This window comes from Mucilaginibacter sp. UR6-1, from assembly GCF_020880975.1.
Classification (GTDB): Bacteria; Bacteroidota; Bacteroidia; order Sphingobacteriales; family Sphingobacteriaceae; genus Mucilaginibacter.
In genome coordinates, this window is the sequence record NZ_JAJIWP010000001.1 from 996,012 (window position 1) to 1,009,454 (window position 13,443).

Here is a 13,443-nt window from a genome sequence, read left to right on the forward strand (position 1 = left end):
TTGGTTAAAGCTTTTAGTATCCACCAAAAATAACATTATACCTTGCTTTAAATTAATTAAAGCAAACATTTACCATCACCAATAACACAAAAGGAGGCCATAAGCCTCCTTTTGCAACTAAACTATAACTGATGGTTACTCCCAACCACCGCCTAATGCCTGGTATATATTTATACGGGCATTTATTTGCTGCTTTTTGGTTTCTATAAGTTCAAACCTTGCCTCTAACGCGTCGCGCTGGGTCATCAGCACCTCCATGTAATCAGCACGGGTTGATTTGAACAGGTCATTGGAAATGTTTACAGATTGCGACAAAGCCTGCACCTGCTTTGATTTCAGGCTGTAGCTTTTTTCCAGATTATCCATTTTTGACAATTGATTAGCTACCTCGATATAAGCGTTCAAAACAGTTCGCTCATAATCATATATCGCCTGTATCTGCTTGGCATTGGCATTAACATAATCAGCCTTTATGGCATTCCTATTCACTAATGGCGCCATGATATCTCCACCTATAGAGTACAATAACGACTCGGGTGTATTTAACAGGTACGATGGGTTAAATGCCTGGTAACCTATTGATGCCGAAATTCCCAGCGATGGATAGAACCTTGCTTTTGCTGATTTTACATCAAGCTTAGCGGCGGCAATGTTTAACTCGGCTTGCCTGATGTCGGGCCTGTTAACCAGCAATTGCGATGGCAGGCCTGATTGTACAGCCAGCGGTGTAAGGTTTTCAAAGCCCTCGCTGCTGCGCGCTATAGGCTGCGGGTAACGGCCTAACAAAAAGTTAATGCGGTTTTGCGTTTCAACTATCTGCTGCTGAATATCATACTGCAAGCTTTGGGTACTTAAAACCTGTGCTTCAAAACGGCGTACAGCCAGTTCGGTTACACGAGCCGCCTCTTTTTGCAGCCTTACAATTTTAAGGGCATTTTGCTGTATGGCGATATTCTTCTTTACAATATCAAGCTGATTATCAAGCGCTAATAGTTCATAATATGAATCAGCAATTTCGGTTATAAGGTGAGTAACCATAAAATTACGCCCTTCAACCGATGCCAGGTAGCGCGATACAGCCGCCTTTTTTGCATTACGCAGCTTGTGCCAAATATCCAGTTCCCAGTTGGCATAGGCCGCTACTACGTAATCAGGCAGCGGATCGGGCATTTCCTTACCGGGCTTAATTTCGGTGGTTGCCTCTGATGCACCCCGACTGGTATAGCGAGCTACCTTATCCAACCCGGCACCGGCCCTTACACCAACAAACGGCAGGTACTCCCCCTTGCGCGCCTTGATCTCGTTACGGCTCATCTCGATCTCCTGCATGGTGATGTTCAGCTCCTGGTTGTTTTTAAGGGCGGTATCAATCAGGTTTTTAAGATACTGATCCTGAAAAAAGTTTTGCCATACTATCTTTGCCGTATTGGTGGTATCGGTAACGCTATCAGTACCGTAAGCGGTGGGCACTGTTTTATTCACCGTTTTTTCGGCTAAAGGCGGTATTCGGCAGGCCGCGTACATTAACGACAGGCCGGCAATACCTATATATCTGTATATTCTGCGTCTGCTACTCATGTTGATCATTATTTACTGTTGATGACTGATCATTTTTAAATTTTGAAAACCATTTTTTCTTTTTGCGTTTTGAATGCGTAAAGTCTTCACTAAGCGGAACTTCGTCCTCATCCCTTATCAGCTTACGGCCCGCGGCTATGCTGCCAAAAATGTAGTACAGGCCAGGCACTAAAATTACCCCGAACACGGTGCCCAACAGCATACCTCCGGCTGATGACGCGCCAATAGTACGGTTACCCAAGGCACCCGGGCCGGTAGCGAACAACAGCGGTATCAAACCGGCAATAAAGGCGAAGGACGTCATCAATATCGGGCGGAAACGCACTTTGGCACCCTCAATGGCGGCTTCGAGAATAGTGGCACCCTGCTCATGTTTCTGCGCGGCGAACTCTACAATCAGTACAGCGTTTTTACCCAGCAAACCCACAAGCATTACCAAACCTACCTGAGCATATATATCGTTTGACAGACCCATGATCTTGAGCAGCATAAACGCCCCGAACACCCCTACCGGCAAGGATAGGATTACCGACAACGGGATAATAAAGCTCTCGTATTGCGCGGCTAACACAAAGTACACGAACACCAATACTACCAGGAAGATGTAAAGCGCCTCGTTACCTCGGCCAACCTCATCTTTTGAAAGGCCGATCCAGTCGATGCCGTAACCACGTGGTAAGTTTTGGGCTACCTCCTGAATAGCTTTAATAGCCTCGCCGCTACTATAGCCCGGTGCAGGAGCGCCGTTTATTGCCGATGCGGTGTACATGTTAAACCTCGTGATCTCGTTCAGACCCTGCTTTTTAACGATTTTCATAAAGGCTGAATAAGGCACCATCTCATCACGATCGTTCTTAACGTATAACCGAAGCACATCATCAGGCAATGCCCTGTATTCGGGCAAAGCCTGCACGTACACTTTAAAAAAGTTACCAAACCTTACAAAGCCCTGCTCATAGGTACTACCAATCAGTATAGAAAGGTTATTCATGGCTTTTTCAATACTAACACCTTTTTGCATGGCGGCCTTGTTGTCTATCTCCAGCTCGTACTGCGGATAGTTGGCAGCAAAGAAAGTGAACAAGCCGGTAAGCTCCTTGCGCTTGCGCAGGGCAGCCATAAACTCATCATTCACCTTGCCAAACGCTTTATAGTCTGACGAGTTGGTTTGATCGAGCAAACGCAGCGAGAAACCACCCGCGGCACCATAGCCCGGTACTGCCGGCGGTTCAAAAAACTCGATGGTGGCACCTGGTATAACACGGGCTTTCTCCTCAAGTTCCTCAACTATTTCTTTAGCGGAATGCTCACGATCCGACCAATCCTTCAGGTTGATCAAACATGTACCGGCATTTGAACCGCGGCCCTCGGTGAGTACCTCATAACCGGCCAGTGCCGATACGGATTGTACCCCATCTACATGCTCGGCAATTTTTTGCAACTGGCGCGATACATCATTAGTACGCTCAAGCGTTGAACCCGGAGGCGTTTGAATAATAGCATATATCTGCCCCTGGTCTTCATTCGGGATAAAGCCTGATGGTAAACTGGTTGACAGCAGCCATGTACCCACACAAAACGCTATCAGCAAGCCAAAGGTTACTATACGGCGGCTAACTATGCGGCGCAGCAGGTTGGTATAACTGCCGGTAACTTTATCAAACCAGGCGTTAAACGCATCTATCATCCGGTTTACCGGCGTGCGTTTACGGGGCTGGCCATGCGTGTTTCTTAATATCATGGCACATAAAACCGGCGTAAGTGTTAACGCTACCAAACCCGATATTACAATTGAGGTTGCCATGGTGATAGAGAACTGGCGATAAAATATACCCACCGGCCCTGTCATGAAAGCAACCGGCACGAATACCGCTGTCATCAGGAAAGTTATAGCGATAATGGCTCCGCTGATCTCCTGCAATACTTGTTTGGTGGCTTTAAATGGTGATAAGTGTTCTTCAGCCATCTTGGTATGCACGGCTTCAACCACTACAATGGCATTATCTACCACAATACCTATAGCCAAAACCAATGCAAACAGCGTTATCAGGTTGATGGTAAGGCCGAATAACTGCATGAAAAAGAATGCCCCGATGAGCGATACCGGTACCGCCAGCGTTGGTATCAACGTTGAACGCCAGTCGCCTAAAAAGATGAACACCACTATGGCTACCAGCACGAATGCCTCAACCAGTGTATGTATAACTTTTTCCATCGATGCATCAAGGAAGCTGGATACGTCATAACTGATCTGGTAATCCATCCCCGGAGGGAATGATGATTTTTTGATCTCCTCCAGTTTTTCCTTAACCTCTTTAATTACATCGCTGGCGTTACTGCCATACGTTTGCTTAAGGGTAATAGCGGCTGATGGGTGGCCATCCATGTTGGAGTAGATATCATAAAACTCGCTACCCAGCTCTACATCTGCCACATCCTTCAGGTAAAGCAGCTCACCCTCTTTGTTAGCACGTACAATTACATTTTTATACTCCTCCGGCTGGCTGTAACGCCCTTTGTAGGTGAGCACATACTCTAATGATTGTGAGCGCTTACCTGTACTTTGACCAAGCCTGCCCGGCGAACCTATAACGCTTTGCTGCGCCAGCGCATCCATTACCTCATCTGTTGAGATATTGTAGGCGCGCATTCTGTCGGGCTTTAACCATATACGCATTGCGTACTGCCGACTACCCAGTATTTTGGCGCTGCCTACACCTTTAAGGCGGCTTAGCTCATTAATAATATTCACCCCCGCAAAGTTGTACAAAAAGTTCTCGTTCGCTTTGGGGTCCTTACTGTAAAGGTTAACATACATCAGCATGTTTGGCGAGGTATAGCTCACCACCAAACCTTCACGCTGTACCAGCTCCGGCAGCCTGTTGGTAACTTGCTCAATACGGTTTTTTACGTTTACTACCGCCTGGTTCGGGTCTACACCCAAATCAAAAACTACCTGTATGGTAGCCTCACCGGCACTGGTAGCGTCTGATGTCATGTACTTCATACCCGGTGCGCCGTTGATGGCTTTTTCCATCGGGATAAGTACGGAGTTAACCAATACATCGGCACTCGCGCCCGGATAGGCTACGTTCACCACTACCATTGGCGGGGCAATGGAAGGGAACTGCGACACGGGCAGCGTTTCGATAGCGATCGCCCCCATGAATATGATGACCAGCGACATCACAATTGCGAGCACCGGCCTTTGAATAAATTTATTAAACATCTTTATCTCTTAGTTTTGATCGGTAAACTATTCTGACGGTAATCTCAACTGAGAAATGATCGATCTGAGGTTTTGAAAGTCGTAAACTATCTTATCGTTGTTTTTTACTTTACGTAAGCCTTCAAGCAGTATCTTATCATTTGCGGTAAGGCCTGCGGTAACCTCATACAGATCATTCATTTCAGCACCTGTTGTAATTTCACGTGCCTGCACGCGGCTATCCTTATCAACTACATACACATATTTTTTATCGAGCACCTCAAAGGTTGCTTTTTGTGGTATGATGAGTGCGCCTTTAAGCGGAACCTCTATTTGAACATTACCTGTTTCGCCGTGCCTTAGCAAGCCCTGCGGGTTAGGAAAAGTAGCACGAAAAGGAATGTTACCGGTTTCGTTATCAAAATCGGCCTCAATGGTTTCAACCTTGCCCGGGTAGTTAAATACCTTATGGTTGGCCATAAGCAGGTTTACTTTTGATGTTTCTTTATTGGCTTGGGTTTGATAATCCAGGTATTCAGCTTCCGGAACGTTAAAGTATACCCACATCTGGCTGTTATCGGCCAGCGTGGTTATCAAATCGCCCTCATCAATCAGGCTGCCCAGCCTTACCTGCAGGCGGTCAATAATACCATCAAATGGAGCGCGTATCTCGGTAAACTGCAGGTGAGCCTTGCTTAAAGCAAGCTCAGCCTTAGCCTTTTTAAGTTTTGCCTTTGCCATAGCCAGTTCATTAGGGGCTACCACGTTACTGTCGGCAAGTTTTTTGGTATTTTGATATTCAATCTCGGTAAAATTCACCTCGGCAGCGGCTTTATCCTGCTCGGCACCGTAAATTTTAGGCATTATTTTAAATAAAAGCTGGCCTTTTTTAACATGCTGACCTTCGTCAACAAAGCTGCCTTCAAGGTAACCCCGCTCCTGTGCCCGTAATTCGATGTGACGTATGGATCGTACCTGGCCTACATAATCGTTAACCACGGTGGTATCCATTTTTAACGGACTGGTAACCAATAGTTTTTCTTCTGTTTCTTGTTTTTCATTGTGAGATTTGCAGCTTGTATAGCACAACAAGGCACACAAACCCATAAGCATGAGTTTCATCTTCATGATAGTTTTGGTATTACTGGGTGTGATTTATATGTTAATTTTTTGAGTAAACTAATAGTATAGGGATATACATCAACTGTTAAGGCGCCACACACAGAGCGTCAGTTTTAAACAGTAATTATTAAGAAGTTTTTAATGAATACGGCGATGTTAAACTGCCTGCGGAGATATCACAGCCTGAATACCTTTAGGGCAAGGTAAAGCTTGTTATTAGGAGAAAAGGAAAGACATTTACTGAAGTGTAAGTGCTTTTGTATGTATTGGAAATAAATATCGTAAGTGCGGGCCTGAAAAATAGCGGCCAAAAAGTCTACCTGATCAGATAATCTGTCGTGCGAGAGCGACTCGTCGATCTCTTCATCGGCCTCAACAATATAAACCTTATGGTTTTCGCCGGGTTTGTGGCGTGCAGCAAATTTGGTTTGGATGCTTTTGCGGGCATGGTCGGTCTGCGCGGTTTGGTGATGATACTCATTACCGGTAAGGTCATTATGCTTACGGCCGTGTATGGTGCCAGCATGGGCTACATCGTGCCCGAAGGACACCAGGAATGTGAGCGAAATAAATAACCTAAATAACCACCTCATTTGCCGGGGCTAAAAGTAAATAAAAAAGTGAATTGCAAGAATAGGTTGCGAGCAAAGCAAACGCATATATTCACATACTCTAACTATAACTCAATTATAATTATAATATTTTTAACAATTGATAATAAAAATTAAAATATTACCAACATTACAACTATTCGTGTTAGTAAGCCTAAATATCTTGACATCAAACAAACAAAAATTTTACATAGATAAATAAGTTTTGAGTTAGACACATATGTAATACATGGTTTGATAAAATACAAAAAAAGGGCTGACAGCATACTTTGTCAGCCCTTGTAATTAATTTTGTTAAGTGTATTAGAATGATTTTTTAAGCTGACTTACCGCATAATCTTCAGCATCTTTGGCTTGCGGTAAAACGGCACCCATGCCAAAAAATTCGTGGGTAACACCGTCGTAATTTTTAAGATCGGTAGTAACACCTGCGGCTTTCAACTGATCGGCCAACTGCATGCCATCGCTTTGCAGCGGGTCAAGCTCTGCTGTAATAATGGTGGTTGGCGGCAAGCCTTTTAAGTTAGCCTTAACTAAGTTGATTCTTGGATCTTTACCCTCGCCCATATTATTCAGGTAATGTTTAACAAACCAGCCCATCATGGCTTTGTTCAATGGTTTGGCGTTAGCATTTTTAGTGTATGATGGTGTGTTCATGTCTGACCCGGCAACCGGATATACGGCAAGGATAGACACAGGCAAGGCAACTTTTTTATCGCGCGACATAATAGCTGTGTTAACAGCCAGATTACCGCCGGCGCTTTCGCCCGCAACAGCTATCTTTTTAGGATCACCTTTTATTGAGGCGGCATTTTTTAACACCCATTGGTAAGCAGCAAAGGCATCATTATGCGCGGCAGGGAATTTATTTTCAGGCGCTAAACGGTAGGCTACCGATACTACAACAGCACCGGCCTGATCGGCCAATACATTTGGCGTAGCATCATACACATCCAGATTAGCAATAACAAAACCACCACCGTGGTAATAAACAATTACCGGGAACGGACCGCTGCCTGATTTTGGCGTGTATATCCGTACATGGATATTGCCACCATCTGCAGGTATATCCTTACCCATGGTATCAACATTAAATACCGGCTTGGCAATACCATTCTCATTCATCAAATCCATTACGGCATCTGTTGGTGTATGGTTTTTACGGGCCTGTGCGGGTGTAAGTGTTTCAATAGGTTTATCGCCATAGCTGCCCAGCTTTTCAATAACGGCCCACATTTCAGGTTTGATATCCGGAGCCCAGGCCGGGTTGGCGCCTTTTGGTTTTAAAGATTTGGCAGAGTCTGCTGCTGTCGTGGTATCGGCCATAACAGTATCGGTACTGTCTGACGTACTTTTGGTTGAATTGCCCGAACAGGCGGCTAATCCCAGCATGCCACAGGCTGCCAGGATGGTGTAATAGTGTTTTGTTTTCATAGTTGATGTATTCTGCTTTGGAAACATGGTTACTAATACTTTAGTTTCACCTACCTATCCTAAACATTATCAACTTATTAAAACCAGCGGCTCTAACTAAAATCAAACTATATTCTCCAGATACTTGTATCCGCTGCCTGTGTTTAGAAGCAACACACGCTCGCCCGGCTTTATCCAGCCTGTTGATTTAAGTTTTTTAAACGCCACCCACAAAGCGGCACCTTCAGGCGCTATAAGCATACCTTCTTTTGCTGATATGTATTTAACAGCCGCATTCATTTCCTTATCATCAATGGCAATAGCATTGCCATTGCTTTCATACAGAGCCTTTAATATTTGCTTATCGGCATAAGGTTTTGGTACACGTAAACCATTAGCTATTGTAAAGCCGCTATCCTTAAACTCCGACCTTGATTTTCCGCCATTAAATGCGAGCACAATACCATCGCAACTTACCGATTGAACGGCAACCATGCGCGGCCGCTCAGCACCTATCCAGCCCAATTGCTGCATCTCGTTAAAAGCCTTCCATATACCAATGAGCCCTGTACCGCCTCCCGTAGGGTAAAAAATAACATCGGGCAGTTGCCAGTTAAATTGCTCGGCCAGTTCATAACCCATCGTTTTTTTGCCTTCCAGGCGATAAGGCTCCTTTAAGGTAGATACCTGGAACCAGCCGTTTTGCACGGCATCATCATTTGCCAGTTTACCGCAGTCGGCAATATTGCCATCCACCTCTATCAGTTCGGCGCCATACAGGCGGCATTCATCCTTAAATACTTTGGGGGTAAGTACCGGCATATATACTGATGCCTTTATACCCGCCCTGGCACAGTAAGCAGCCAGCGCCCCACCGGCATTACCGGCTGTAGGTGTAACAATATGCCCTATACCTAATTCCTTCGCCTTTGAAACGGCCATACCTATGCCACGTGCCTTGAATGAGCCTGTCGGGTTGCCTGATTCATCTTTCCAAAACACCTCGTTGCCTTCAACTTCGTGTTTCAGATTGGCCAAGGGTAGCAACGGCGTAAAACCCTCGCCTAAAGTAATGATATTAGCAGGATCAACCACGGGTAAAAATTCGTGGTAACGCCACATATTTGCAGGGCGATGGGCTAAAAAATCTTTCGGGTTCAAGCCCTGCGGCAAATCATACTCTGCAAAAAGTGTCGATCTACATTCCTCATTATTGCATACTGTATTTATTTGCCCGGCATCATGTACCAGCCCGCATTCGGGGCAGCGCAGGTGTTTAAGCAATGAGAATTTATTGGAATTTGATATCGACATAATGAAGTATTAATTAAGCTTGTACTAAACAACCAGCCAAATTAGCTTATTGGCGAAACAGATGTATTGAAAACTTTGCTATTTTTGCGTTACAGACGGTATAAGTACTTTTAATCAGCCTGATTACACTACCCCCGATCTGTGTACTTTGCAATTAGTCAACTCCATACATGAGCAAAACCGCCCCTCCCTTTTTTGATTTTTCGCAAAAAATAAATTACAAGAACGAAATATTTGCCGGCCTTACCGTTGCCATGACAATGATGCCCGAATCGCTCTCATTTGCCATACTTGCAGGCTTTCCTCCGTTAATGGGTTTGTACGCAGCATTTATTATGGGTTTGGTTACCGCAATTTTTGGCGGCAGGCCGGGGTTAATATCCGGTGGCGCAGGCGCTACCGTTGTTGTTTTAATTGCCCTGATGAAAAGCAACGGACTTGAATATGTATTTGCCGCTGTAGTGCTGGCTGGTATCTTCCAGATATTGGTGGGTATATTCAAGCTGGGCAAATTCATCAGGCTTGTGCCGCAACCCGTAATGTATGGCTTTGTAAATGGTTTGGCTGTAATAATTTTCATGGCACAGCTCAAACAGTTTAAAACCATGGTTAACGGGCACGAGGCGTGGTTAAGCGGCACCCCGTTATTAATTATGGGTGGATTAGTGGCATTAACAATAGCTATCGTGTTTATTTTACCACGTATAACCAAGGCTGTACCACCCTCATTAGTTGCTATAGTAATAGTTTTCGCCATTGTATTAGGCTTTGGTATCGAAACCAAAACCGTACGTGATATAGCGGCTGTAAGCGGTGGCTTCCCGCCCTTTCATATACCTGCGGTGCCGTTAAACTGGGCTACTTTACAGATCATTTTTCCTTACGCCCTTATTATGGCAGGTGTTGGGTTAACCGAGGGGTTGCTCACCCTTAACCTGGTTGATGAAATTACCGCCACCCGGGGCAACAGCAACCGCGAGTGTATTGCCCAGGGCAGCGCGAATATTTTAAATGGATTTTTTTTTGGGATGGGCGGCTGCCCCATGATAGCGCAAACGCTGGTAAACCTTTCGGCCGGCGCAAGGGCAAGGCTGTCGGGCATTATTGCTTCGCTTACTATATTGGTGATCATATTATTTGGCGCACCTGTTATTGAGCGTGTGCCCATGGCGGCACTTACCGGTGTAATGATCATGGTGGCTATTGGTACTTTTGAATGGGTAAGCCTGCGTATTATCAATAAAATGCCACGGCATGATATATTTGTGGGTATACTGGTAGCATTAATTACCATTTGGCTTCATAACCTGGCCCTGGCTGTACTGATTGGCGTTATTATATCGGCCCTGGTATTTGCCTGGGAAAGCGCCAAGCGCATACGCGCCCGAAAATATGTTGACGAAGCCGGGATAAAACACTATGAAATATTCGGCCCGCTGTTTTTTGGTTCGGTAATGGCTTTTACAGAGAAATTTGATTTAGATACTGACCCGGAGCAAGTGGTGATAGATTTTAAGGAGAGCCGCGTGGCTGACATGTCGGGCATTGAGGCGCTCAATAAACTTACCCAACGTTACCGCAAGGCAGGCAAGGTACTTCATCTGAAACACCTGAGCGACGATTGCCGCACCCTGCTTAAAAATGCTGACAATGTTATTGAAGTAAATATTTTGGAAGATCCTGCTTATCATGTAGCTATCGAAACAAAATAAAGCTAATTTTTTATCAAAAAAAGGCATACCAATACGGTATGCCCAAATTAACTGACCATTTAAACGGGTATCTCGCACACCCTGTAAGTAAAAACAATTATCTCAAACTGCTATTTAGCAAGCAGAGAAGGATCGCCAATTAAAAAGATGGTACCTGCCGAAAAGCTTAAACAGATGGTAACGATTATGGCTACATCAAATCCGTTCATCTCATTGTTCATTACCCGCAGGCCGAACCGGTTGATAGTTGTTGTTAAATTTTTCATTTGTTTTGGTATTTAATCAGGTTTATAAATTGATTACAAGCATAAAATACCGGCCCGAAACAGGCAGGTATAGCAAGGCCATTCTCTAATTAAGAGAACCGTAAAAAATAAATAGTGAATAGTTTAATCAGGGGGCGAGCAAACACACGGTCAATCAATTAACCATATGCAGCACGTTAATCAGCAGGCTTTTAAAGCTGTTTGCTAACCGTTTAGTAAGGCCATTTTATTAGGATAATGACCATTAGCGTTGAAAATGTTTTTAATAGCGATCTGCGTAACGGGTTTTATGATATAATCCTTTACAAAAGAGTAACCCTTTGAGCGATCAATATCTTCCGGATCAATTGATGATGATATCACATACACCTCAATATGCTTAATAAGCCTTTGACTTAATTTCTTGAATCGCTCTAAAAAGTCAAAACCGCTAAGCGATGCCATGTGTATATCCATAAAAATCATATCGGGCAAAGCTTTGGCGTTACCACTGTTTTGCCTTAAAAATTCAAGCGCGTTTGCGCCGTCATAACTGTGCATGGTATGCGATGAAGCATCAGGCACATAAATATCCAGCATCTTATCGTAAATAAGATGCTGGATTGGTTCATCGTCAATAATAAGCAGGTTCATAACGTTATTATTTGATTGTGTTTTCTTATTCGTACTGATTCTTGATCTCGTAACCGAGTTCTTTAAGTATGCGCTCTTTTTTGAACAGGGTAACGTCTGATTGTACCATGTCGCTAACCAGCATATCCAGGGTATATTCAATCTTCCAGCCTAACTTTTCTTTTGCCTTTGTTGGATCACCAATGAGCAGTTCAACCTCTGTGGGGCGGAAATAGGCCGGATCAACCGCTACAACTTCTTTGCCTACCTCAACCAGGTAATCAATATTGCTGCAAGCCACTACATAACCGCGCTCATTAACACCCTCGCCTTTAAATTCAACCTCTATACCCAACTCGGCAAACGCCATTTTTATAAAATCACGTACGGTGGTGGTTATACCGGTAGCTATTACAAAATCTTCAGGTTTATCCTGTTGCAGTATACGCCACATAGCCTCCACGTAATCTTTAGCGTGGCCCCAGTCGCGGCGGGCATCAAGGTTACCGAGGTATAGTTTATTTTGCAGACCCAAAGCTATTTTTGCTACACCACGGGTAATTTTACGGGTAACAAAGGTTTCGCCACGCAGCGGGCTTTCATGGTTAAACAGGATGCCGTTACAGGCAAACATATCATATGCTTCGCGGTAGTTAACAGTTATCCAGTAAGCGTAAAGTTTAGCTACTGCATACGGTGAGCGTGGATAAAAAGGCGTAGTTTCTGATTGCGGAACGGCCTGCACCAAACCATACAGCTCAGATGTTGAAGCCTGGTATATCCTTGTTTTTTTGTTAAGGCCTAATATGCGTATAGCTTCGAGCAAACGCAGGGTACCAATACCATCGGCATTTGCGGTATACTCCGGGGTATCAAAGCTCACTTTAACATGGCTCATGGCGCCCAGGTTGTAGATTTCGTCGGGCTGTACCTGCTGAATAATGCGGATCAGGTTGGTTGAATCACTCAGATCACCATAGTGCATAATAAAATTACGATCCTCATCGTGCGGATCCTGGTACAGGTGGTCAATACGCTCAGTATTAAACAGCGAGCTACGCCTTTTAATACCATGAACTTCGTAATTTTTTGACAATAATAATTCAGCAAGGTATGCACCGTCCTGGCCGGTGATACCCGTGATAAGGGCCTTTTTTTTCATAATAAGTTTCAGTAATAAATATATTGAGGAGAATATGCAGCAAAGCTGCACAGCAATAAATGCCGACAAAGCCTACAGTAAATAATTACTGTACAGTATTAAAGTATGGTGTTATAAATGTTGAGTTATGGTTAAGCTGCTTCTATATGCAAAACCGCTTTTGGCCTCGTAAAAGATATTTCGGGCAGGCTGTACAGGTAGTTTGATGATTCGTACTCGTAAACCTTAACATCTGTAAGTATAACTTGCATGTTATTATTTACTTCGGTTAACTTATTAACTACGCCATAAAAAGTCAGGTTCCGCTCTAAATCGGTTAAATAAACTTTGGTAAGTTGAGCTTGATCCATCGTAATTGGCATAACAGGGGTATTAAAGTACACCCTGCTTTTACGGATAAAGCTACAAAATGTTATTACACTTATTAAATATTATGTGTACTGCG

General features: G+C 44.2%; 11 protein-coding genes. 1 reads left to right on the forward strand and 10 read right to left on the reverse strand.

Annotated features, from left to right (window positions below; genetic code table 11):
- Nucleotides 1–135: 135 nt before the first annotated feature.
- The 6 genes from LJ707_RS04315 to LJ707_RS04340 all read right to left on the reverse strand — a co-directional run bounded on the left by LJ707_RS04315 (nt 136) and on the right by LJ707_RS04340 (nt 9,246).
- On the reverse strand, nt 136–1,578 hold the full coding sequence (locus LJ707_RS04315; RefSeq protein WP_228949562.1) for a TolC family protein: 1,443 nt from the start codon (nt 1,576–1,578) through the stop codon (nt 136–138).
- Nucleotides 1,571–4,807: an efflux RND transporter permease subunit gene (locus tag LJ707_RS04320; RefSeq protein WP_228949563.1), complete on the reverse strand. Its 3,237-nt coding sequence runs from the start codon at nt 4,805–4,807 to the stop codon at nt 1,571–1,573. Before LJ707_RS04320 ends, LJ707_RS04315 begins: the two co-directional genes overlap by 8 nt.
- Nucleotides 4,808–4,834: 27 nt before the next feature.
- The gene (locus LJ707_RS04325; protein WP_228949564.1) at nt 4,835–5,914 is read right to left on the reverse strand and encodes an efflux RND transporter periplasmic adaptor subunit; all 1,080 of its coding nucleotides are present in this window, start codon (nt 5,912–5,914) and stop codon (nt 4,835–4,837) included.
- Nucleotides 5,915–6,084: 170 nt separating this feature from the next.
- Complete coding sequence (locus LJ707_RS04330; protein ID WP_228949565.1) at nt 6,085–6,501, reverse strand: hypothetical protein; 417 nt, start codon at nt 6,499–6,501, stop codon at nt 6,085–6,087.
- 321 nt (nt 6,502–6,822) lie between these two features.
- Nucleotides 6,823–7,953 (reverse strand): alpha/beta hydrolase, encoded by a 1,131-nt coding sequence (locus LJ707_RS04335; protein WP_228949566.1) that lies wholly within the window; start codon nt 7,951–7,953, stop codon nt 6,823–6,825.
- 102 nt (nt 7,954–8,055) lie between these two features.
- Nucleotides 8,056–9,246 (reverse strand): threonine synthase, encoded by a 1,191-nt coding sequence (locus tag LJ707_RS04340; RefSeq protein WP_228949567.1) that lies wholly within the window; start codon nt 9,244–9,246, stop codon nt 8,056–8,058.
- 170 nt (nt 9,247–9,416) lie between these two features.
- Here LJ707_RS04340 and LJ707_RS04345 point away from each other — a divergent pair, with 170 nt between their 5' ends.
- Nucleotides 9,417–10,958: a SulP family inorganic anion transporter gene (locus LJ707_RS04345; RefSeq protein ID WP_228949568.1), complete on the forward strand. Its 1,542-nt coding sequence runs from the start codon at nt 9,417–9,419 to the stop codon at nt 10,956–10,958.
- A gap of 110 nt (nt 10,959–11,068) precedes the next feature.
- Here LJ707_RS04345 and LJ707_RS04350 read toward each other — a convergent pair whose 3' ends face one another.
- The 4 genes from LJ707_RS04350 to LJ707_RS04365 form a co-directional block, all read right to left on the reverse strand.
- On the reverse strand, nt 11,069–11,224 hold the full coding sequence (locus LJ707_RS04350) for a hypothetical protein (protein WP_228949569.1): 156 nt from the start codon (nt 11,222–11,224) through the stop codon (nt 11,069–11,071).
- 204 nt (nt 11,225–11,428) lie between these two features.
- The gene (locus LJ707_RS04355) at nt 11,429–11,857 is read right to left on the reverse strand and encodes a response regulator (RefSeq protein WP_228949570.1); all 429 of its coding nucleotides are present in this window, start codon (nt 11,855–11,857) and stop codon (nt 11,429–11,431) included.
- 25 nt (nt 11,858–11,882) lie between these two features.
- Nucleotides 11,883–12,998: a GDP-mannose 4,6-dehydratase gene (gene gmd / locus LJ707_RS04360; protein ID WP_228949571.1), complete on the reverse strand. Its 1,116-nt coding sequence runs from the start codon at nt 12,996–12,998 to the stop codon at nt 11,883–11,885.
- A 131-nt stretch (nt 12,999–13,129) separates the two neighbouring features.
- The gene (locus LJ707_RS04365) at nt 13,130–13,348 is read right to left on the reverse strand and encodes a hypothetical protein (protein WP_228949572.1); all 219 of its coding nucleotides are present in this window, start codon (nt 13,346–13,348) and stop codon (nt 13,130–13,132) included.
- Nucleotides 13,349–13,443 lie beyond the last annotated feature (95 nt).